Source organism: Erythrobacter sp. HL-111 (assembly GCF_900105095.1).
Classification (GTDB): Bacteria; Pseudomonadota; Alphaproteobacteria; order Sphingomonadales; family Sphingomonadaceae; genus Erythrobacter.
This window is the reverse complement of record NZ_LT629743.1, coordinates 1,253,324-1,272,469: the sequence shown is the minus strand read 5'-3', so window position 1 is coordinate 1,272,469 and position 19,146 is coordinate 1,253,324. Positions and strand designations below refer to the sequence as shown.

The following is a 19,146-nucleotide window of genomic DNA, read 5'->3' as shown; positions in this document are numbered from 1 at the left end:
GGCGGGGCGCTTCGCCATAGCGCCAGCCGTTCTCCTCCCCCGGGACCCGTTCACGCGAGTCATTGAGGACACGAAACTATGGCAGAGATGATCACCCGCGCCGGCCTGTCGGTCGATGGCCGGCTGGCGGATTTCCTCGAGCGCGAAGTGCTGAAGCCCCTCGGACGGGACACCGAGGCGTTCTGGGACGGTTTTGCCCGACTACTCGCCGATTTCGCCCCGCGCAACGCCGCCCTGCTCGAAAAGCGCGAGGATCTGCAGCGCCGGATCGACACCTGGCATGAGGAACGCCGCGGCCAGCCGCATGACGCGGCGCAATACCGCGCCTTCCTCGAGGAGATCGGCTATCTCGTGCCCGAGCCGGGCGATTTCGCCATCGCGACCGAAAACGTCGATCCCGAGATCGCGACGATGGCGGGCCCGCAGCTGGTTGTCCCGATCCTCAACGCGCGCTTTCTGCTCAACGCGGTGAATGCCCGTTGGGGGAGCCTCTACGATGCCTTCTACGGCACCGACGCGCTCGACGCGCCGCCCGCGAAGCCCGGCGGTTACGACCCGGCGCGCGGCGCCGCGGTGATCGCGCGCGGGCGCGCCTTTCTCGACGAGACCTTCCCGCTGAAGGACGGCAGCTGGAGCGACATAGCCGGGCCGGACGACATCGCGCTGGTTGATGAAACCCAATATGTCGGCCGGACCGAGGCCGGGCTTCTGTTCGTGAACAACGGGCTCCATGTGGAGATCGTGTTGGATCCGACGACCGATGTCGGCAGGTCCGACAAGGCGGGCATATCCGACATCGTCATCGAAAGCGCGCTCACCACCATTGCCGACTGCGAGGATTCGGTCGCGGCGGTGGACGGAGACGACAAGCTCCTGGCCTATTCCAACTGGCTCGGGGTCATCCGGGGCGACCTTGAGGAGAGCTTCGAGAAGGGCGGCAAGACGCTCACCCGCAAGCTGGCGGGCGACAAGGCCTACACCGCGCCGGACGGTTCCAGCCACGCCCTGCCGGGCCGCAGCCTGCTGTTCGTGCGCAATGTCGGCCACCTGATGACCAATCCCGCGATCCTCCTGCCCGACGGCAGCGAAATCCCCGAAGGTCTTATGGACGCGGTCTTCACCAGCGCGATCAGCACGCTCGACGTCGAGGGCCACGCGAAATACGGCAACAGCCGGCGCGGCAGCATCTACATCGTCAAGCCCAAGATGCACGGGCCGGAGGAATGCGCCTTCACCAACGACCTGTTCGATTCGGTGGAGGACCTTCTCGGCCTCAAGCGCCACACGATAAAGGTCGGGGTGATGGACGAGGAGCGCCGCACAAGCGCCAACCTTTCCGCCTGCATCCACGCGGTGAAGGACCGGATCGTGTTCATCAACACCGGCTTTCTCGACCGGACGGGGGACGAGATCCACACCTCGATGCGCGCCGGGCCGATGATGCGGAAAGGTGCCATGAAGGGCGCCGCCTGGCTCCAGGCCTACGAGGCTCGCAACGTCGCGATCGGGCTTCGCCACGGCCTGTCGGGCAAGGCGCAGATCGGCAAGGGGATGTGGGCCGCGCCCGACCGGATGGCCGCGATGATGGAGGAGAAGATCGGGCACCTGCGCGCAGGCGCGAACACCGCCTGGGTGCCGTCCCCCACCGCCGCGACGCTCCACGCGCTGCATTATCACCGCGAAAACGTGTTCGAGATCCAGGCGGGCCTGCCGGATGCCCCCGGGCTCGACGCGCTGCTCACCATCCCGCTGGCCGAGAACACCAATTGGCCCGAGGACGAGCTGCGCGAGGAGCTCGACAACAACTGCCAGGGCCTGCTCGGCTACGTAGTGCGCTGGATCGACCAGGGCGTCGGCTGTTCCAAGGTCCCCGACATCGACGACGTGGGCCTGATGGAAGACCGCGCGACGCTGCGCATCTCCTCGCAGCACATCGCAAACTGGCTGCATCATGGCGTGGTGAGCGAGGAACAGGTGATGGATTCGCTGCGCCGCATGGCCGCCAAGGTGGACGCGCAGAACGAGCAGGACCCGCTCTACCGCCCGCTGATCGGCAACGAGGACGGGCCTGCCTTCAGCGCGGCGAGGGACCTGATCTTCAAGGGCGCCGAACAGCCGAGCGGCTACACCGAACCATTGCTGCACCAGTGGCGGGCGCGCGCCAAGGCGGAATAAGGCGCCCGCCGGGGCCGGGTCGAACCTCGCTCAACCTAGGTTGCATTTGGAACGACGCCGCCCCCGGATGCTTGGTGCGGGTGATGACGCAAGCCGAACTCCATGTCCTTGGCTGGGGCATCGCCCTCCTGTTTTCCTACGGGGCGATCCATCTCGCCGGGCTCGAAACCATCCGCTGGCTCAAGCCCGAACGCCACCGGCACGGCCCGCTCGGCCTGCTGCTGACCTTCTGGGGCCTCGCGCTGCTCCACATCATCGAGATCGGCATCGCCGCTTTCGTCGTCGCAACCCTGCTGGAGGACCCGGCCAACGGGATGCTGATCGACGGGATGAACGGCACCGACGCGGCCGATCACCTCTATTTCGCCGGCATTTCCTTCTCGACGCTCGGCTACACCGGGATGGAGGCGCACGGGCCGATCCGGCTGATGGTGATGATGGTCTCGCTTTCCGGCTTCATGCTGATCACCTGGTCGGCGACCTTCATCTACACGATCTGGGGCGAAAGCTTCAGGCAGTGAGCCGCCGGGCGAGCGCGACGAATTCGCCGACGCCCAGCGTCTCGGCGCGGCGCGTCTCGTCGATACCGAGGCCCGCCAGCGCCTCGCGCGCGCCGGGCACGGATTTGAGGCTCTGGCGCAGCATCTTGCGGCGCTGGCCGAACGCGGCTTCGGTCAGGCGTTCGAGGACTCGGGCCGAAACGCCCGCGGGCGCTTCGGCAGGGGAGATGTGGACCACCGCGCTCATCACCTTGGGCGGCGGGGTGAAGGCGCTGCGGTGGACCTTCAGCGCGAGCTTCGCCTCGGCGCGCCACTGGGCGAGCACGGCCAGCCGGCCATAGGCGCCCGTCCCCGGCTGAGCGACGATCCGTTCGGCCACCTCGCGCTGGAACATCAGCGTGAGCGAGGTCCACTGCGGCGGCCATTGCTCCCCCGACAGCCATTTCACGAACAGCGCCGTGCCGACATTATAGGGCAGGTTCGACAGCACCGCGAAGGGTTCGCCGCCCATCGCCGCGCCCTGATCGAGCTTCAGCGCATCGCCCTCGATCACGCTGAGCCGGCCCGGAAACGCCTCGCCCAGTTCGGCCAGCGCGGGGAGGCAGCGGCGGTCCATCTCGATCGCGGTCACGCGCGCCCCGGCTTTCAGCAGGGCGCGGGTGAGCCCGCCGGGGCCTGGCCCGACCTCGAGCACCGCGCGGTCCGACAGGTCCCCGGGGATGGCGGCGATGCGGGCGAGCAACTGCTCGTCCAGCAGGAAGTTCTGTCCCAGCGCCTTCGATGCCGAGAGGCCGTGGCGCGCAATGACCTCGCGGATCGGGGGGAGGGCGGTCACGCCGCTGCCCGCACGCGCGCGCACTCGGCGGCCATGCGGATCGCGGCACACATCGCGCCGGGATCGGCCACGCCCCTGCCCGCGATGTCGAAGGCGGTGCCGTGATCGGGCGAGGTGCGGATGATCGGCAGGCCCAGCGTGACGTTGACGCCCTCGTCGAATTCTAATGCCTTCAGCGGGATCAGGGCCTGGTCGTGATACATGCACAGCGCCGCGTCATAGGTGGCGCGCAGGCGCGAGGTGAACAGCGCATCGCCCGGCACGGGACCGACCACGGCGAACCCTTCGCCCTGCAGGGTGCGGATCGCCGGTTCGATCACGCGGGCCTCCTCGTCGCCGAACCGGCCGCCTTCGCCCGCGTGCGGGTTGAGCCCGGCGATCGCGAGGCGCGGGCGGGCGATGCCGAAATCCCGCGCGAGGCCGGCTGCGACGATGCGGGCCTTGTGGGCGATGAGATCGCTCGTGAGCAGCGCCGGCACCTCTGACAGCGCGCAGTGGACGGTGAGCGGGACCGTGCGAAGGCTCGGCCCGGCCAGCATCATCACCGCGTCGCGATAGGGCAGGCGGCAGGCATCGGCGAGGAATTCGGTCTGGCCCGGCGTCGTGAAACCGACCGCGGCCAGTTCCGCCTTCGCGATCGGGGCGGTGACGAGCGCCGCGGCGACGCCGCCGAGCGCGAAGCGGGCGGCATAGGACAGCGAGGCGAGCGCCAGCTTCGAGCCGGCCTCGGACGGCCGGCCCGGCGTGTAGGGCGCATCGAGCCCGGCCATCACGGGCAGCCCGGCGGAGAAGGCGAACAGCGCCTCGGCCGGCTCGGCGATCGGGACCAGCGGGCAGTCGAGACCGCGCGCCGCGATCGCCGCGCGCAGCACCTCGGGCCCGCCGACGACGAAGAAGGGATGCGGCGCACCCCGCGGCGGTGCGGTCCGATCGCGCTGGACCCAGGCTTCGGCGATGATCTCCGGCCCGATCCCCGCCGGATCGCCGAGCGACAGCGCGATCGGAGCTTCGGGTGTCACCGCCTGCAGGCCCCGCTCGCCGGATCAGTTGTATTCGATGTAGGCGTCGTTGCGGAGGTCGCGCAGGTAACGCTGGGCGCGCTTGTTGATCCGCTCCTGCTCGATCTGGTCCATCACCTCGTCGAAGCTCGGCCCGCCGACCTGTTCCGGATCGTCGCGCCCGCACAGCATCAGCACGCGCACCCCTTCCTCGGGCGAGCCGAAGGGCGGGGTGGTCTGGCCGATCTGCATGTTGAGGATGATGGCGCGCAGCTGTTCGGGCAGGTTCGCGGCGCGGATCTGATCGTTCGAGACCACCGTCGCCCCCAGCACGTCGCGCGCGCTTTCGGCATCGGCGCAGCTGCGAAGTTCGCTCACGAAGGCGGCGAATTCGTTGACCTTGGCCTCGGCTTCTTCCTGGCTCACGTCGGGTTCGAAGTTGATCGCGATCTGCTTGAGGTTGAGCAGCGAATCGGCCGGATCCGCCATCGCCACCTTGCGCTTGTTGATGAGGTAGATGATCGAGAAGCCGCCCGGGATCTCGATCGGGCCTTTGAGCTGCCCCGGCTGCATCCCCCCCAGCGCCGCGTCGAGCTGCGGCGGCAGCTGGCCAAGCCGGATCCAGCCGAGATCGCCGCCGACGACCGCCGTGGTCGCCTCGGAGAACTGGCGGGCATAGGCGACGAAGCTGCCGCCCTGGCGCAGCTGTTCCATGATCCGCTGCGCGTTCTGGAGCACCGCGGCGCGGTTTTCCTGCGTGGCGGAGAGATAGATCTCGCCCACCCGGTATTCGTCCTGCCCGCGCGATTCCTCAAGCCGTTCGAGCACGTCGTTGACCTCTTCGGCCGAGACGTTGACGAAGGGCATGATGTTGCGGCGCAGGAGGTTCTCCCACGCGATCTCGCCCGCGATCTGCCGCTTGAGCGCGGCGGGCGAGGACCCGATCGAGCGCAGGTATTCGCCCATCTTGTCGGTTTCCTGCCCGAAATTCTGCGCGGCGAGCTGTGCATAGGTCTGCTCGATCTCGGCCTCGCTGACCGGCATTTCGAGCGCTTCGGAAGCCTGGATCTTGAGCGTCTCGTCGATCAGGTTCCGCAGGACCTGGACGCGCAGCCGTTCGAGCTCCTCCTCCGACACTTCGGCTTCCGACGCCGAGGTGACGAGCGCGACGCGCTGTTCGATGTCGGTGCCGGTGATGACATAGCCGTTGACCACCGCGGTGGCTGTGCGGGTGTTCGGGTTCTCCTTGTCGAAGATCCGGATGTCGTCGGGGATGCCGAAGGGATTGTCGGCGGTCGGCACCGCGAGCGTCTGCGCCGCGGCCGGCAGGACCGGGACGGCGGACATCGCCAGAGCCGCTAAGGCGGCAGTCATGGTCTTCATCATGTTCGTCGAATTCACGTGTTCGTTTCCGTCCTGATTCGTCGCCGGGCGGGCGGCCCCACGCCCGCGCCCGAAGGTCGCTTCCCTTGCCGAAGCGGGGCTGAACCTGCGCTGAGTGAAAGGCAGCCGGCCCCGGTGTCTCGGGCTCTTGCGGGCGTCCTCTAGCCCGTTTTGCCTCCGCTGCCAATTCGCGACGCGTCTCAGCGGAAGCCGAGATTGCGCAGCGCGAAGAAGAGCTGGAAGGAATTGCCCCGCGCCGCGTCGCCCGCGGTGATGTAGTCGCGCCGCCAGGTGAAGCCGAATTCGAGGCATTCGTCCTGGTAGGAAACGCCGAGCCGCGTGCGGATCGGCTCGAACCCGTCGGGCGCGAAGACCGGGTCCTCCTCCGCGCTCGTCAGGTTGAACACGCCCGATCCGAACACCGCCCAGTTGTTGGCGAAGGCGACGCGCGCGGCGGTGCGGAATTCCTCGCGGTCCTGCAGGTCCTCGACGGTCTGGATGTCCCGGTTGAGGCGCAGGTAGCCGACCTCGAGATAGGTCCGGCGCGAACCGACCGCGGCGTCGATCTCGTTGCGGCGGAAGGCGAGGTTGTTCTTGTCCAGCCGGAAGCGGTGGGTGAAGGCGACGAAATCGCGGTATCGCACCTCGGTCCGGCCGACGAAATCGGACACCCTTTCGGAAAGGCCGGTGCCGACGGGGAAGATGTCCTGCTTGTCCTCCAGCCGGTAGGACTGGCCCACCGTGGTCTTGACCCGCCAGCCGGGCCGGTTGAGTTCCCAGTCGAGCCCCCAGGTCACGCGCGCCCCGTCCTCGACCCGGTCGTAACCGGGAAAGCGGTTCAGGGCGAAGAGGTTCGAATCCTCAAGGTCGATCGCCCGCGCGTCCTCGTTGGGGACGGCGAGGTTCTCGATCGGGGGGCTCGCGACGAACTGGAGGCGGGGCTTGAGCACCTGCGTGCCGCCGAAGGCCTCGCCGACGAAGGGCCATTCGATGTCGATCGCCCCGATCGCGACGCCGCGGCCGGTCCAGCCTTCGTTCCCGCGATAGATCTCGGTGAGCGTCGAGCCGGTGTTGGAGGTGTGGTAGATGTCGCCCCGCACCAGCGCGCTGAAGCTGACGACCTGGCCGAGCCCGGTCAGCGTCCTAAGGTCCCAGCGGGCTCCGGCGAAGGCACGCTGCGTGTCCTGCCCGTCGGTCCGCAGCAGCGCGAGCGTGTTCGCCTGGAATTGCACCTCGCCGCCAAGCAGGGGATCCTCGACGATCCGGCGATAATCGAACGCGGGGAGCGCGATCGGGATCTGGCCCTGGTCGGCGTTGATCCGCAGCGTCTGCGTCGCCCAGCCGGCGAGGCTCAGATAGGAATCCTCGTCGATCCGTTCCAGGTTGACGGTCGAGCGCAGCCGGTCGTCCCGGCTGAGGTCGTAGCGGCGCAGGAAGGTCCGGTCGCTCGCCGCGCGGACCGATCCGGTGAGGCTCCAGTGCTCGGTGAACTGGAAGCGGCCATTGGCGAAGAGATAGCCGCGCGGGTCGCTTTCGGTTTCGGCCTGCCCGTCGAAGTCGGCGACGCGGCTGCTTTGCGTCAGGTAGCCGGTGACCTGGTAGGCGCCATTGCCCGTCAGGTGCCGCCATTCCGCCCGCACCATCGGCGCGACCGCGGAAAAGACATAGGCGCCGAGCGTCAGGTCCTTGTTGTCGGCGAGGCGCCAGAAATAATCGCCCGACAATTCGAGCCCGTTGACCTGCGTCACCCGGATGTTCGGCACGAGGAAGCCCGAGACCGCGTCGCCATCGGTGTTGAGCGAAAGGCCGGGCAGCGGGAGCAGGCGCTGGCCGAACAGTTCGAGCATGGCGCCGCGAAAGCGCACCTGCGCCTTGTCCGGATCGTAGATCACCCGGTCGGCGGTGATGCGCCAGGACGGATCCCTGGCGCAGCCGTCCTCGCCGGTGACCGGGCAGGCGGTGTAGGCCGCGCTTTCGAGCAGGATCGTCCCGCTCTGCGCGCGCGCGGCAGAGCGCGCGGCGAGGCGCCCGCCCGCGCGCAGGGCGATGAGCAGTTCCTCCATCGCCCCCGCCTCGAATTCGTCGGTCAGTTCGATCTGGTCGGTGAAGAGCTGGTTGCCGCCCTCGTCGACGAAGCGGATGTTGCCCGTCGCGACGATCCGCCCGCTGTCGCGGTACCACATGACCTCGTCGGCACGGACCGAGCGGTCCTCGCTGCGCAGCACGACATCGCCGCGGGCGGTGACGATCTCGGCCTCGGCGTCGTAGGAAAGCTCGTCCGCCTCGAAGTCGAGCACGCGCCCGCCTGCCGCATCCTCGCCGGGTTCCGCCAGGTCCAAGGGAGACCCGGCCGCGCCGGGCAAGGGATCGGCCGCGCCGGGCGGAGGGTCGGCATCCTGCAGGGCGGCGGCGAGCAGCGGGGCAGGGTGGGCCGCGGCGGGAAGCGCGTGGACCAGCGCCGCCGGGGCGAGGCCGGCCAGCGCGAGCGCCCGCGCCGTCGCGACAGGCGAAGCGGCCCGGCCCGGCAGGGCACGCATCGCACCGGGCGCGGGAATGCGCGAGGGCCCCGTTGATCCTGCCGTCATGCCTTGCCTATTGCACCGCACGCGCCTAATCGCAATCGCCATTCACGGCCCGGTCCGAGCGCTCGTTCCGCCCCCGCGATCCGCCCGTCGAGGCAGGAGCGATCAGCCGTCTGATGCGTTCGACCGGGCGAACGCTCGATCTGAATTTTCGCTTCGCCCGGCCTTGCGGGGGAGCCAATCCGGGAGAACCCATGCAATTCCGTTTCAGCGACAGCCCGCCCTCCCACGTCCGGCTCCACGCCCGGGTGCTGAACCAGGAGGACATGCCCTCCGACCTCGACCAGGCCGTGGCCGAAGGGGCGAGGGCGGCGCGGTTCAAAGGCAGCGCGGGACAGGTCTTCGAGACGTTTTCGATGAAGGACGGCACGCTGCGCCGGCTCGCGCTCGCCGGGGCGGGTGAGGCGGATGCGACGCTGCGCCGGCTCAACCTCGAGAAGGCGGGGGCCGCGCTCGCCGCGAAATATCTCGTTTCGGGCGAAAGCGCGATGGTGCTCGACCTCGGCCATGCCGACCTTTCGGGCGAGGAGGCGGCAGCGGCGCTGCTGGGCCTGCGCCTGCGGTCCTGGCGGCTCGACACCTATCGCACGAAACTGCCCGCGGACAAGCGTCCCAGCCTCGAGACGGTCCATGTCGTCGGCGCGCCCGACGGCACCCACGACGCCTGGGCCGAGGCCGAGGCGGTCGCCCGCGGCGTCGAATTCACCCGGACGCTCGTTACCGAACCGGCCAACAGGCTCTATCCCGAAAGCTTCGTCGCGCTGTGCGAGAAGGCGTTCGAGGGTACCGGTGCGGAGCTGATCGTGCTCGATGAAGAGGCGATGGAAAAGCTCGGCATGGGTGCCCTGCTCGGCGTCGGGCAGGGCTCCGAACGGGCGAGCCGCATCCTCGCGATCCGCTGGAACGGCGGCAGGACCGGGGACAGGCCGAGCGTCTTCGTGGGCAAGGGCGTGACCTTCGACACCGGCGGCATCTCGCTGAAGCCGCCGCCGGGCATGGAGGACATGAAATGGGACATGGGCGGCGCGGGCGCGGTCGCGGGCGCGCTGCTGGCGCTCGCCGGGCGCAAGGCGAAGGCCAACGTGATCGGCGTCCTCGGCCTGGTCGAGAACATGCCCGACGGCAAGGCGCAGCGCCCCGGCGACATCGTCACCACGATGAGCGGGCAGACGGTCGAGGTACTCAACACCGATGCCGAAGGGCGGTTGGTCCTGTGTGACGCGCTGCACTGGGCGCAGGAGGAATTCGATCCCGCGCGGATCGTCGACCTGGCGACGCTGACGGGTGCCATGATCATCGCGCTCGGCAACGAGCATGGCGGGATGTTCGCCAATGACGACAAGCTCGCCGGGCAGCTCACCTGCGCGGGCGAAGGCGTCGGCGACAGGCTTTGGCGGCTCCCGCTCGCCCCTGCCTACGACAAGCTGATCGACAGCCCGATCGCCGACATGAAGAACGTGGGGCCGCGCGAGGCCGGTTCGATCACCGCGGCGCAGTTCCTCCAGCGCTTCATCCGCAAGGGCACGCCCTGGGCGCATCTCGACATCGCCGGCATGGTCTGGTCGACCAAGCCGGGCCATACGTGGGACAAGGGCGCGACCGGCTACGGCGTTCGCCTGATCGACCGTTTCGTGAAGGAAAACCTGGAGTAAGCGCGCTTGCCCAAGATGCGCCGCAAGGCCGACCTGCCGTCGAAGACCTGCGCGGCCTGCGGCCTGCCCTTTGCCTGGCGCAGGAAATGGGCGCGCGACTGGGACAACGTGCGCTATTGTTCCGAGCGATGCAGACGAACGAAGGGGCAGGGGACGGTGCGGCCGTGACCCCCTGCAGCGAACCGGCGGGCACGGGATGAAAGTCGATTTCTGGCAGATTTCGCGCGATCCCCCGGCCCGTGTCGTCGCGCTCATCGCCGCGCGCGTGCTGGCGCAGGGCGAGCGTCTGCTGGTGGTCAGCGCCGATGCCGAACAGCGCCAGCTCATCGCCAAGGCGCTGTGGGCCGCCGGTCCCGAGAGCTTCCTTGCAAACGGCCATGCGGGCGCTGCGGGCGAGGAGCGCCAGCCGATCCTGCTGTCCGACGTGTGCGAGGCGCCCAACGGGGCGAGCCACGTCGTCTTCGCCGACGGCGCGTGGCGCGAAAGCACCGGCTTCGCGCGGCTTTTCCTGCTGTTCGGCGAGGACACGCTCGACGCCGCACGCGGCACCTGGCGCACGCTCGCCGGCGCGGCGGGGGTCGAGCGATCCTTCTACCGCCAGGATGGCGGCAGGTGGACGAAGATCGCATGAAAGCCTCGCCACCGCGCGCCCGGTCCGGCCCGTGGCGGCGGTCGCTCCTCGCGCCCGGGCTTGAACTGCCGCGCCGCCGGGGCTAAGCGCGCGCGCGACGTTACCGGCCGGGAACGCACGCGTTCCGGGCCACGCCTTCCCCGAGCGCCCAGCAGCGCCCCCTTTCTAGACCAAGGAACACCCAAGATGGCGGTCACCCGCACCTTTTCGATCATCAAGCCCGACGCGACCAAGCGCAACCTGACCGGCGCGGTCACCAAGATGCTGGAAGAGGCGGGCCTGCGCGTCGTCGCTTCCAAGCGCATCCGCATGACCCGCGAACAGGCCGAAGGCTTCTATGCGGTCCACAAGGAACGGCCCTTCTTCGGCGAGCTGGTCGAGTTCATGATGAGCGAACCGGTCGTCGTGCAGGTCCTCGAGGGCGAGGACGCGGTCAAGCGCAACCGCGACGTGATGGGCGCGACCAACCCGGCCGAAGCTGCCGAGGGCACGATCCGCAAGGAATACGCGCTTTCCATCGGGGAAAACACCGTCCACGGATCGGACAGCGAAGAAAACGCGAAGATCGAGATCGAATTCTTCTTCAGCGAGGACGAAATCGTCGGCTGATCCTGCTCCCGATCGACGCGAAAGGGCCGTCCCGGCGCGGGGCGGCCTTTTCCTTGCCTGGCGCCCGCGCCCCGGGCGAAGGGGGTCGGCGTTACCCCGTCGCTAGCGTGAAACGGGCGAGCTGGTCCGAATGGGCGCGGTGCGCGCCGCGCTCGCTGCTTGCCATTTCCGCCCGCATCGCGGCGAGCGCGCGCGCCGTGAGGTCGAGCCCGAGTTCGGCATAGGTGCGCCGCATCTCGCCCTCCCAGTCGGTGCCAAGCGCATCGAAATCGAGCCGCGCGACCGGCCCGCGCCAATGCTTCAGCGCCTCGGCCATGCGCGCTTCGCGCAGGGCGATCTTGTGCCGCCACAGCGCCTCGATCTGTGCGAGGTCGCAATTGTCCGACTGGACCGCCATCTGGTTCGCCGCAAGCGAGACCGCGCTCTTCAGCACCAGTTCGCGCTCGCGCTGCGCGATGACGAGGCGCGCATCGGGAAACTCGGCGAGCAGCGTCGCGAGATCCTCGGCGAAGGCGGGCACCTTCATCACCCGCGGCAGGTGCCCCACGCCGCGATGGGCCGCATCGGTCCGCAGCATCCGGGAGAATTCGCGGTAGATCGCGCCCGGATCGCGCGCCTCGCTCCAGGCGGAATAGGAGGGGATGCGCCACTGCGATTCGTAGATCGAATGGTGCAGCGCCGCCGAGATCCAGGCGAGCTCCTCCTCGGCCCGCGCGGGAGCCATCGGGTGGATCGATTGCAGCCACGGGTTGAGCGCGCCGAGCAGCGCGAGGTCGAGCGCGCTCTTCGCCCGGTTGACCCCGAACCGCGAGGGCACGGGATGATAGGCGTCGCAATAGCGGGTGTGCGAATGGGCGGGGTCGGCGGCGAGCAGCTTGTGGATGCGGGTCGTGCCCGAGCGCATGTGGCCGATCACGATGATCGGCGCCGCCAGCGCGGTCCGCGCCAGTTCCGGCCGCCGTGCCCAGAGCGCGCCGAGGCGCAGGCGGTTGCGGACCGCGCGCACGAGCTGGCCGTGGGCCATCGCCCGGCCGAGCGGGTTGAGATCGGCTTCCTCGCGCACGGCGGCGGCGATCCGGGCGAGCCGCTCGCGGAAATCGGCGACGTCCTGCGCGTCGCGGCGGGCGCGTTCGGCCGCTGCGGCTTCCCGGCCGAGCGAGCGTGCGGCGATCGCCCACATCTCGTCGGGATCGAGCGTGGGTTGAGGCAGGCGCCGCTTGGCCCAGGCGCTTGCGAGCAGCGCGTTCGCCCGCTCGGCAACGGGCGAGCGGGCAAGCGGATGGTCGCGCGGCGGAATCCGCATCAGACGATGTCCGCCGGATCGCAAAGCCGCGCCAGCCGCGCGGGCGCGACACTGCGCCAGCTGCGCCCGAGCCATTCGCCGACATGGGCCCAGTCGAGCCCCGGCCGATCGAGGATCAGGCCGACCCACCCGCTCGCGCCGTAATAGGCCGGCCTGAAATAGGCTTCGGGCCGCGTATCGACGAGGGTTGCCAGTTCGTCCATGCCGCTCGTCTTCACCAACAGGGCGACATGGCCGCTGCCGTGGTGGCGGTCGCTGAAATAGGCGAAGAACCTGCCCGATCTTTCTGACCCGACGCGAAAGCCGGGTGCGCCGTGGCTTTCGCGTTCGCGGGTTTCGGGCAGGGCGAGGGCGAGCGCGCGGACCCGCTCCAGCAGGTGCGCCGGGTCGCGCGCGCGGGCGACGTAATCGGCGAGCGCGCGGGGGTAGAGCTGATGCTCGGCCAGCCGCACGCGTTCGGCGAGGCTTTCGGGCGTGTCGTCCGGCCCGATCGCGACGCGCGCCTGCGCCAGCACCTCGCCCGAATCGAGCTCGTTCGTGACGAGATGCACGCTCGCCCCGGCGTGGCTGTCGCCCGCCTCGATCGCGCGGGCATGGGTGGCGAGCCCCTTGTATTTCGGCAGCAGCGAGGGGTGGATGTTGAGCATCCGCCCCCGCCAGCGTTCGACGAACCCCTGCGAGAGGATCCGCATGTACCCGGCGAGCGCGACATGGTCCGCGCCCGCTTCGAGCGCAGCCGCCTCCATCGCCGCGTCCTGCGCCTCGCGGCTCAGCCCCACGTGCGAATGGGCGAAGGTGGGAACGCCTTCGAGCCGGGCGAGCGCGAGACCCGGGGCCGCAGGATCGTTGCTGGCGACGAGCACCACCTCGTAGGGCGCGCCGGGCAGGCGGCTGGCGTAAAGGAGCGCGGCCATGTTGGTCCCCGCGCCCGAGATGAAGATCGCGACCTTCGCCTTATCGCCCATCATTCGTCTTTTCGGGTCGGGCAGGATCGAACCATGGTCGGGCCAGCGGCCCCCGCCTGCGCCCGGGGCGAAGCGAAGGGGCGACCTCAGCCATGATGCGCGGCCTGCCATTCGGCCCTTGCCGACCAGGTTCCCTGCGATCCGCGAACGGTGCAGCCGCGCGGTCCTTCGCCGATCTCGCCGATGCGAAAGGCGGTTTCGCCCGCCGCTTCGAGCCGCCCGATCACCGTTTCCGCCCGGTCCGCCGCGACCGCGAGCACCATGCCGATGCCGCAATTGAAGGTGCGCGCCATTTCCTCCGGCTCGATGTTCCCCTGCGCCTGAAGGAAGGCCATCAGGCGCGGCTGGTCCCAGCTGTCCGCATCGACCAGCGCATGGGCGCCTGCGGGCAGGCTTCGCGGGATGTTCTCGAGCAATCCGCCGCCGGTGATGTGGGCGAGGGCGTTGACATGGCCTTCGCGGATCAGGGGAAGCAGGCTGGCGACGTAGATCCGCGTCGGCTCGATCAGGGCGTCGATCAGCAGCCGCTCGGGATCGAACAGGGCCGGGCGGTTCATCTTCCAGCCGAAATCGGCGGCAAGGCGGCGGACCAGCGAGTAGCCGTTGGAATGGACGCCCGAGGAGGCGAGGCCGATCAGCACGTCGCCGGGCGCGACCCGTTCGCCGGTCAGCTGTTCCCCGCGCTCGACCGCGCCGACGCAGAAGCCGGCAAGGTCGTAGTCGCCCGGCGCGTACATCCCCGGCATCTCCGCCGTTTCCCCGCCGATCAGCGCGCACCCGGCCTGGTTGCAGCCGCCCGCAATCCCGGCGATGACGCGTTCGGCGACGCCTTCCTCGAGCTTTCCGGTCGCGAAATAGTCGAGGAAGAAGAGCGGTTCGGCGCCCTGCACGATGAGGTCGTTGACGCACATCGCGACGAGGTCGATCCCGACGCTGTCGTGGCGGTCATGCTCGATCGCGAGCTTCAGCTTGGTCCCGACCCCGTCATTGGCGGCGACCAGCAGCGGATCGGCATAGCCCGCCGCCTTCGGATCGAAGAAGCCGCCGAACCCGCCGAGGTCGCCGGTCGCGCCGGGCCGCGCGGTCGCTTTCGCGAGCGGGGCGATCGCCCGGACCAGCCGGTTGCCCGCTTCGATCGAGACGCCGGCCTGCGCGTAGGTATAGGGGGTGTCGGGCTCGCTCATATTGAGCGTCCTTAGCCTTTCGCGCTTGGAATTCCACTCACCTTTGGGCAAAAGCGCCGAGGCTTTCCACCATGACCGCGTCTGTTCCCGCCCTTCCTGTCGGCCCCGCCCGTCCCGTTGCCGCAGCGCGGCCGCGCGCGCGGCGGAGGCTGCGTTCCCTTGGCGCCGCGCTCGGCGCGCTTGCCCTGTTCGGCGGGGGATGCGCGCTGGTGCTGGCGCAGGTCGCGGGCGAGCGCGGGATCGCCCCCACCGCGTCCAGCGTGGACATAGAAGTGCGCGCGATCGAAGTCGACGTCACCGCCGATTCGGCCGCGCAAGCGCGCGAGGAAGCCTGGCGCGAGGCCCAGCGCAAGGCATGGGAACGGGTCGACGGGCCGGAAATCTCCGACAGCCAGCTCGCCTCGCTCGTTTCCGCGATCGTGATCGAGCGCGAGAATGTCGGGCCAAGGCGATACATCGCGCGGCTCGGCGTGGTGTTCGACCGCCAGCGCGCGGAGCGTTTCCTCGGCGGCCAGGCGCGGCAGCGCGCATCGGCGCCGATGCTGCTCATCCCCGTCATGGCAAGCGGCGGAACCTACACCACATTCGAGCGGCGCAACCAGTGGCAGCGCGCCTGGGCCGAATTCAACCCGGGCACCAGCCGGATCGACTATGTCCGTCCGAGCGGGGCGGGGGGCGATTCGCTGCTCGTCAATTTCGGCCAGACCCGGCGGCGCAGCCGGGCGTGGTGGCGCACCACGCTCGACCAGTACGGCGCTGCCGACGCGCTCGTGCCGATCGCGCGGCTCGATTACCAGTTCCCCGGCGGGCCGGCGCGCGGGATCTTCACCGCGCGCTACGGACCCGACAGCACGCTGCTCGGCGAATTCGAGCTCGAGGCCGAAAGCCCGGACGAGGTTCCCGCCATGCTGGCCGAGGCGGTGCGGCGGTTCGACCGCATCTTCGAAACCGCGCTCCAGGAGGGCAAGCTCACCCCCGACCCGACCCTGCGCGAAGATGGTTCGGGCGATATCGACCCGGCGCTGCGCCGCCTGATCGAGCTCGGCCGGGCGATCCGCGACCGCGACGAGGCGGCGAGGGAGGAAGGCGCGCCGCCGCCCCCGACCGAGATCGAGACCGACACGGCCGAGGACGCGCCCGCCCCCGCCGAAACCGCCGCCCCCGTGCGCGCGATCACGGTCCAGTTCGCAAGCCCCGACGCGGCGACCTTCGATGCGACCCTTTCCGCGATGCGCGCAGTGCCCGGGGTGCGCGGGCTTGCCGTCACCAGCACGGCGATGGGCGGCACCTCGGTGATGAGCGTGCGCTACGCCGGCAGCCTCGACGGGCTTGCCGAGGCGCTGGTCGAGCGCGGCTATGCGGTCGACCGCGGCGCCGGCGCGCTCGCCATCAGCCGCTGAGCCGGGTCGCGCGATGGCGCCGACGCCCGATTCCCCGTCGCAGATCGCGCTTCCGCTGGCGCCGCGCGCGGGCGATGCGCCGCGGCGGATCGTGATCGGCAACGCCAATGCGCCTGTGATCGAGGCCCTGTCGGACCCTGCGCGCTGGCCGTTCGGCACCGCCGTGCTCACCGGCCCGCCGCGTTCGGGCAAGTCGCTGATCGGGGAATGGGCCGCGGGGCGCGGGATCGCGGTGATCGACGGGGCCGACCGCGAGGACGAGCACGCGCTGTTCCACCGCTGGAACGCGGGTCAGGAGGGCGGCGCGCGCGCGGGCCAGCCGCTCCTGCTGATCGCCGACCGGCAGCCCTGGCGGGCGGCGCTGCCCGATCTCGCCTCGCGGCTCGGCGGCTCGCTCCAGCTCGCAATCGGCGCGCCCGACGACGCCATGGCGGCGCAGCTGATCGAGGCGTTGGCGGAACAGCGCGGACTTTCGCTTGCCGAGGGCGCGGCCGATTACCTCGTCCCGCGCGCGGAACGCAGCTTCGCGGGGCTGGAACGGCTTGTCCTGGCGATCGACCGGATCAGCCTTGAACGGCAGGTGCCTGCCACCATGTCGGTCTGGCGCGCCGCCCTCGAGGCGCTGAACGGGCCCGAACAGGGGCGTTTGATCTGACGGGCGGAAACGGCCAAGGAAACCGGCGCGCGCACGGCGAATTTGCAAATCGCGCCGATTGGTGGAAGGGTGGTGTGCCATGTTCGATAGACTCAAGGCCTATCTGGACTCGATCAGGGCGCGCGACCCGGCGCCGCGCTCGCGCTGGGAAATCCTGCTCTATCCCGGCGTGTGGGCGCTTGGCTTTCACCGCGTCGCGCACTGGCTGTTCGAGGCCAAGCTCTTTTTCCTTGCCCGCGTCGTCAACCACGTCTCGCGCGCGCTGACCGCGATCGACATCCATCCGGGCGCGACGATCGGGCGGAATTTCTTCATCGACCACGGCTTCACCGTCATCGGCGAGACAGCGGAGATCGGCGACAACGTGACGATCTACCAATGCGTGACGCTCGGCGGGACGAATCCGGCCAACGGCAAGGGGGGCAAGCGGCACCCCACGATCAAGGACAATGTCATCATCGGTTCGGGGGCTCAGATCATCGGGCCGATCACCGTGGGCGAACGCGCCCGCGTCGGGGCCAACGCGGTCGTGACCGAGGACGTCGCGCCCGGGGCGACGATGGTCGGGCTGAAGGCGCGTTCGACGCTCGTCCCGGCGGAGGAATGGATTCGCGAATTCATCCCCTACGGCACCCCGTCCGACGATCCGTGCGAGCCGCGCAGCGACTGCATCGAAAAGCTCGAAACCGAATTGAAGGCGCTGCGGGCCGAAGTCGCCGAACTGAAGGCCGCGCAGGCGCGCGGGCGGGCAGATGACGTGGGCCAGGCGAGCCTCGATTTCGGCCGCAAGAGCGGGACCGACGACTGATGGCCGCGAAGGGCTCGCTACCCGGGCAGGTCCTCGCCTTCACCCCGCGCGGCGGCGCGGGGCAGGTCGGTTTCGAACGCGAGGAACTCCAGCGCATCCTCGACCTCTACGGCCGCATGGTCGCGGCCGGGGAATGGCGCGACTACGCAATGGATTTCGACAGCAGGTGCGCGACCTTCGCCGCGTTCCGCCGCACCGCCGAACGCCCGCAGGCACGGCTCGAAAAGCGTCCGGCCCTGCGCAACAAGCAAGGCATGTGGACCCTGTTCGGCGAACACGGGCAGGTGATGAAGCGCGGCCACGATCTTGCCAATGTCCTCGCGCCCGTCGAGCGGCGGCTGGTGAAGGCGGTGGAGAGCGACTGAGCGCGCAACCTTGCGCGACATGAAAAAGCCCGGCGCCGCACGCAGCGGGCCGGGCTTTTCACGTTAGTTCGCCCTCGGATCAGCCGCGCGCGCTCGACGGGCCGGTGCCGGTGACCTTCTGCATGGCTTTCAGGATATTGCCCGACTGCTCCGAGCCGCTCTGCGGGGCCTGGAGGTTGGAGAAGGAGTTGATCTCCTCCCAGCGCGCGGCGAAACCTTCGACGGTGCGGTCCTTTTCCTCGAGCCAGACGGCATCGTTCATCACCACCCACGAGGAGTGGAAACCGCCCGCGCCCGCGCCGACGATGGCATTGGTCGGCGCGTCCTCGCTGACCAGGAAGAGCGCGGCCGGGACCACGTTCTCCGGGGCGAAGAGCTTGAAGGCTTCCTCGGGGAAGAGGTCTTCGGTCATGCGCGTGCCCGCGACGGGCGAGAGCGTGTTGACCTTGATGTTGTACTTCGCCCCTTCGAGCTGGAGCGTCTTGGTCAGGCCCGCAAGGCCCAGCTTCGCCGCGCCGTAGTTGGCCTGGCCGAAATTGCCGAACAGCCCGGTCGAGGAGGCGGTCATCAGGATGCGGCCATAGGACTGTTCGCGGAAGGTTTCCCAGCACGCCTTGGTGACGAAGGCCGAACCGGTGAGGTGAACCTTGAGCACGAATTCGAAGTCCGCCGGGTCCATCTTGGCGAAGGTCTTGTCGCGCAGGACGCCCGCGTTGTTGATGAGCACGTGGACGCCGCCCCACTTCTGCTTGGCGTCGGCGACCATCTTTTCCATCTGATCGAATTCGGTGACGGACCCGCCGTTCGCCATCGCCTCGCCGCCGGCCTTCTCGATTTCCTCGACCACCTCGGCCGCCGCGTCGGAGGTGCCGGTGCCGTCGCGCGAACCGCCGAGATCATTGACCACGACCTTCGCGCCGCGCCGCGCGAGTTCGATCGCATAGGCCTTGCCGAGCCCGCCGCCCGCGCCGGTGACGATGGCAACCTTGTCCTTGAAGTCGATGCTCATGGGTGTGTCCTCTCTGGTTGGGGATGCGCGCCGGGTTGACGCGCGCGTAAACTCGATGATGCGCGCGCTGCGTGGCACTTTTGGCGGGGCCT

At 69.4% G+C, this 19,146-nt stretch carries 18 protein-coding genes; 10 read left to right on the top strand and 8 right to left on the bottom strand.

The genetic code is table 11. The features are described 5' to 3' along the window. Window positions 1-78: 78 nt before the first annotated feature. Entirely contained in the window at window positions 79-2,175 is a 2,097-nt protein-coding gene (locus tag BLU08_RS06060) for a malate synthase G (protein ID WP_090196766.1), read from the top strand. 83 nt (window positions 2,176-2,258) lie between these two features. Further along, window positions 2,259-2,696, top strand: a complete 438-nt coding sequence (locus BLU08_RS06055) for an ion channel (protein WP_090196764.1) — start codon at window positions 2,259-2,261, stop codon at window positions 2,694-2,696. On the opposite strand, the gene rsmA is transcribed toward BLU08_RS06055, so the two are convergent. From rsmA to BLU08_RS06035, 4 genes are all read right to left on the bottom strand, one after another. Beyond that, entirely contained in the window at window positions 2,686-3,510 is an 825-nt protein-coding gene (gene rsmA / locus BLU08_RS06050; protein WP_090201091.1) for a 16S rRNA (adenine(1518)-N(6)/adenine(1519)-N(6))-dimethyltransferase RsmA, read from the bottom strand. The genes BLU08_RS06055 and rsmA overlap by 11 nt on opposite strands. Then, window positions 3,507-4,529 (bottom strand): 4-hydroxythreonine-4-phosphate dehydrogenase PdxA, encoded by a 1,023-nt coding sequence (pdxA, locus tag BLU08_RS06045; RefSeq protein ID WP_090196761.1) that lies wholly within the window; start codon window positions 4,527-4,529, stop codon window positions 3,507-3,509. The genes rsmA and pdxA overlap by 4 nt, the downstream gene beginning before the upstream one ends. Window positions 4,530-4,553: 24 nt before the next feature. After that, window positions 4,554-5,882 carry a peptidylprolyl isomerase gene (locus tag BLU08_RS06040; RefSeq protein WP_233996113.1) on the bottom strand — a complete coding sequence of 443 codons (1,329 nt, stop codon included), beginning with the start codon at window positions 5,880-5,882 and terminating at the stop codon, window positions 4,554-4,556. A 209-nt stretch (window positions 5,883-6,091) separates the two neighbouring features. Further along, window positions 6,092-8,476: an LPS-assembly protein LptD gene (locus tag BLU08_RS06035; protein ID WP_233996112.1), complete on the bottom strand. Its 2,385-nt coding sequence runs from the start codon at window positions 8,474-8,476 to the stop codon at window positions 6,092-6,094. Window positions 8,477-8,667: 191 nt separating this feature from the next. On the opposite strand from BLU08_RS06035, the gene BLU08_RS06030 reads away from it, so the two are divergent. From BLU08_RS06030 to ndk, 4 genes are all read left to right on the top strand, one after another. Beyond that, the gene (locus BLU08_RS06030) at window positions 8,668-10,125 is read left to right on the top strand and encodes a leucyl aminopeptidase (RefSeq protein WP_090196754.1); all 1,458 of its coding nucleotides are present in this window, start codon (window positions 8,668-8,670) and stop codon (window positions 10,123-10,125) included. A 15-nt stretch (window positions 10,126-10,140) separates the two neighbouring features. Continuing rightward, on the top strand, window positions 10,141-10,293 hold the full coding sequence (locus BLU08_RS06025) for a DUF2256 domain-containing protein (protein ID WP_369816841.1): 153 nt from the start codon (window positions 10,141-10,143) through the stop codon (window positions 10,291-10,293). A gap of 28 nt (window positions 10,294-10,321) precedes the next feature. Beyond that, the gene (locus BLU08_RS06020) at window positions 10,322-10,756 is read left to right on the top strand and encodes a DNA polymerase III subunit chi (RefSeq protein ID WP_090196745.1); all 435 of its coding nucleotides are present in this window, start codon (window positions 10,322-10,324) and stop codon (window positions 10,754-10,756) included. Window positions 10,757-10,942: 186 nt separating this feature from the next. Further along, complete coding sequence (gene ndk, locus BLU08_RS06015) at window positions 10,943-11,365, top strand: nucleoside-diphosphate kinase (RefSeq protein WP_090196741.1); 423 nt, start codon at window positions 10,943-10,945, stop codon at window positions 11,363-11,365. Between the two features lie 91 nt (window positions 11,366-11,456). On the opposite strand, the gene BLU08_RS06010 is transcribed toward ndk, so the two are convergent. From BLU08_RS06010 to purM, 3 genes are all read right to left on the bottom strand, one after another. After that, window positions 11,457-12,668, bottom strand: a complete 1,212-nt coding sequence (locus tag BLU08_RS06010; RefSeq protein WP_090196738.1) for a sulfotransferase — start codon at window positions 12,666-12,668, stop codon at window positions 11,457-11,459. After that, on the bottom strand, window positions 12,668-13,633 hold the full coding sequence (gene purN, locus BLU08_RS06005; RefSeq protein ID WP_090201087.1) for a phosphoribosylglycinamide formyltransferase: 966 nt from the start codon (window positions 13,631-13,633) through the stop codon (window positions 12,668-12,670). The genes BLU08_RS06010 and purN overlap by 1 nt, the downstream gene beginning before the upstream one ends. Before the next feature lie 86 nt (window positions 13,634-13,719). After that, window positions 13,720-14,817 carry a phosphoribosylformylglycinamidine cyclo-ligase gene (purM, locus tag BLU08_RS06000; protein ID WP_090196735.1) on the bottom strand — a complete coding sequence of 366 codons (1,098 nt, stop codon included), beginning with the start codon at window positions 14,815-14,817 and terminating at the stop codon, window positions 13,720-13,722. A 71-nt stretch (window positions 14,818-14,888) separates the two neighbouring features. Between purM and BLU08_RS05995 the strand changes: the two genes are divergently transcribed. The 4 genes from BLU08_RS05995 (at window position 14,889) to BLU08_RS05980 (ending at window position 18,045) form a co-directional block, all read left to right on the top strand. Beyond that, on the top strand, window positions 14,889-16,217 hold the full coding sequence (locus tag BLU08_RS05995; RefSeq protein ID WP_233996111.1) for a heavy-metal-associated domain-containing protein: 1,329 nt from the start codon (window positions 14,889-14,891) through the stop codon (window positions 16,215-16,217). Window positions 16,218-16,230: 13 nt separating this feature from the next. Next, a complete protein-coding gene (locus BLU08_RS05990; RefSeq protein ID WP_090196732.1) occupies window positions 16,231-16,872 on the top strand; it encodes an ATPase in 642 nt (213 codons plus the stop codon). Between the two features lie 79 nt (window positions 16,873-16,951). Next, on the top strand, window positions 16,952-17,680 hold the full coding sequence (epsC, locus tag BLU08_RS05985; RefSeq protein ID WP_090196728.1) for a serine O-acetyltransferase EpsC: 729 nt from the start codon (window positions 16,952-16,954) through the stop codon (window positions 17,678-17,680). Continuing rightward, complete coding sequence (locus BLU08_RS05980) at window positions 17,680-18,045, top strand: DUF2794 domain-containing protein (RefSeq protein WP_090196725.1); 366 nt, start codon at window positions 17,680-17,682, stop codon at window positions 18,043-18,045. Before epsC ends, BLU08_RS05980 begins: the two co-directional genes overlap by 1 nt. Window positions 18,046-18,124: 79 nt before the next feature. On the opposite strand, the gene BLU08_RS05975 is transcribed toward BLU08_RS05980, so the two are convergent. After that, complete coding sequence (locus BLU08_RS05975; protein WP_090196722.1) at window positions 18,125-19,054, bottom strand: SDR family NAD(P)-dependent oxidoreductase; 930 nt, start codon at window positions 19,052-19,054, stop codon at window positions 18,125-18,127. Between the last annotated feature and the right edge of the window lie 92 nt (window positions 19,055-19,146).

Excerpts from the sequence above, each read along its gene's own strand:
- BLU08_RS06060 (WP_090196766.1), top strand. The coding sequence starts at position 79 with ATGGCAGAGATGATCACCCGCGCCGGCCTGTCGGTCGATGGCCGGCTG.
- BLU08_RS06055 (WP_090196764.1), top strand. The coding sequence starts at position 2,259 with ATGACGCAAGCCGAACTCCATGTCCTTGGCTGGGGCATCGCCCTCCTG.
- BLU08_RS06040 (WP_233996113.1), bottom strand. The coding sequence starts at position 5,882 with ATGACTGCCGCCTTAGCGGCTCTGGCGATGTCCGCCGTCCCGGTCCTG.
- BLU08_RS06035 (WP_233996112.1), bottom strand. The coding sequence starts at position 8,476 with ATGACGGCAGGATCAACGGGGCCCTCGCGCATTCCCGCGCCCGGTGCG.
- BLU08_RS06030 (WP_090196754.1), top strand. The coding sequence starts at position 8,668 with ATGCAATTCCGTTTCAGCGACAGCCCGCCCTCCCACGTCCGGCTCCAC.
- BLU08_RS06025 (WP_369816841.1), top strand. The coding sequence starts at position 10,141 with ATGCGCCGCAAGGCCGACCTGCCGTCGAAGACCTGCGCGGCCTGCGGC.
- BLU08_RS06020 (WP_090196745.1), top strand. The coding sequence starts at position 10,322 with ATGAAAGTCGATTTCTGGCAGATTTCGCGCGATCCCCCGGCCCGTGTC.
- ndk (WP_090196741.1), top strand. The coding sequence starts at position 10,943 with ATGGCGGTCACCCGCACCTTTTCGATCATCAAGCCCGACGCGACCAAG.
- BLU08_RS06010 (WP_090196738.1), bottom strand. The coding sequence starts at position 12,668 with ATGCGGATTCCGCCGCGCGACCATCCGCTTGCCCGCTCGCCCGTTGCC.
- purN (WP_090201087.1), bottom strand. The coding sequence starts at position 13,633 with ATGGGCGATAAGGCGAAGGTCGCGATCTTCATCTCGGGCGCGGGGACC.
- purM (WP_090196735.1), bottom strand. The coding sequence starts at position 14,817 with ATGAGCGAGCCCGACACCCCCTATACCTACGCGCAGGCCGGCGTCTCG.
- BLU08_RS05995 (WP_233996111.1), top strand. The coding sequence starts at position 14,889 with ATGACCGCGTCTGTTCCCGCCCTTCCTGTCGGCCCCGCCCGTCCCGTT.
- BLU08_RS05990 (WP_090196732.1), top strand. The coding sequence starts at position 16,231 with ATGGCGCCGACGCCCGATTCCCCGTCGCAGATCGCGCTTCCGCTGGCG.
- epsC (WP_090196728.1), top strand. The coding sequence starts at position 16,952 with ATGTTCGATAGACTCAAGGCCTATCTGGACTCGATCAGGGCGCGCGAC.
- BLU08_RS05980 (WP_090196725.1), top strand. The coding sequence starts at position 17,680 with ATGGCCGCGAAGGGCTCGCTACCCGGGCAGGTCCTCGCCTTCACCCCG.
- BLU08_RS05975 (WP_090196722.1), bottom strand. The coding sequence starts at position 19,054 with ATGAGCATCGACTTCAAGGACAAGGTTGCCATCGTCACCGGCGCGGGC.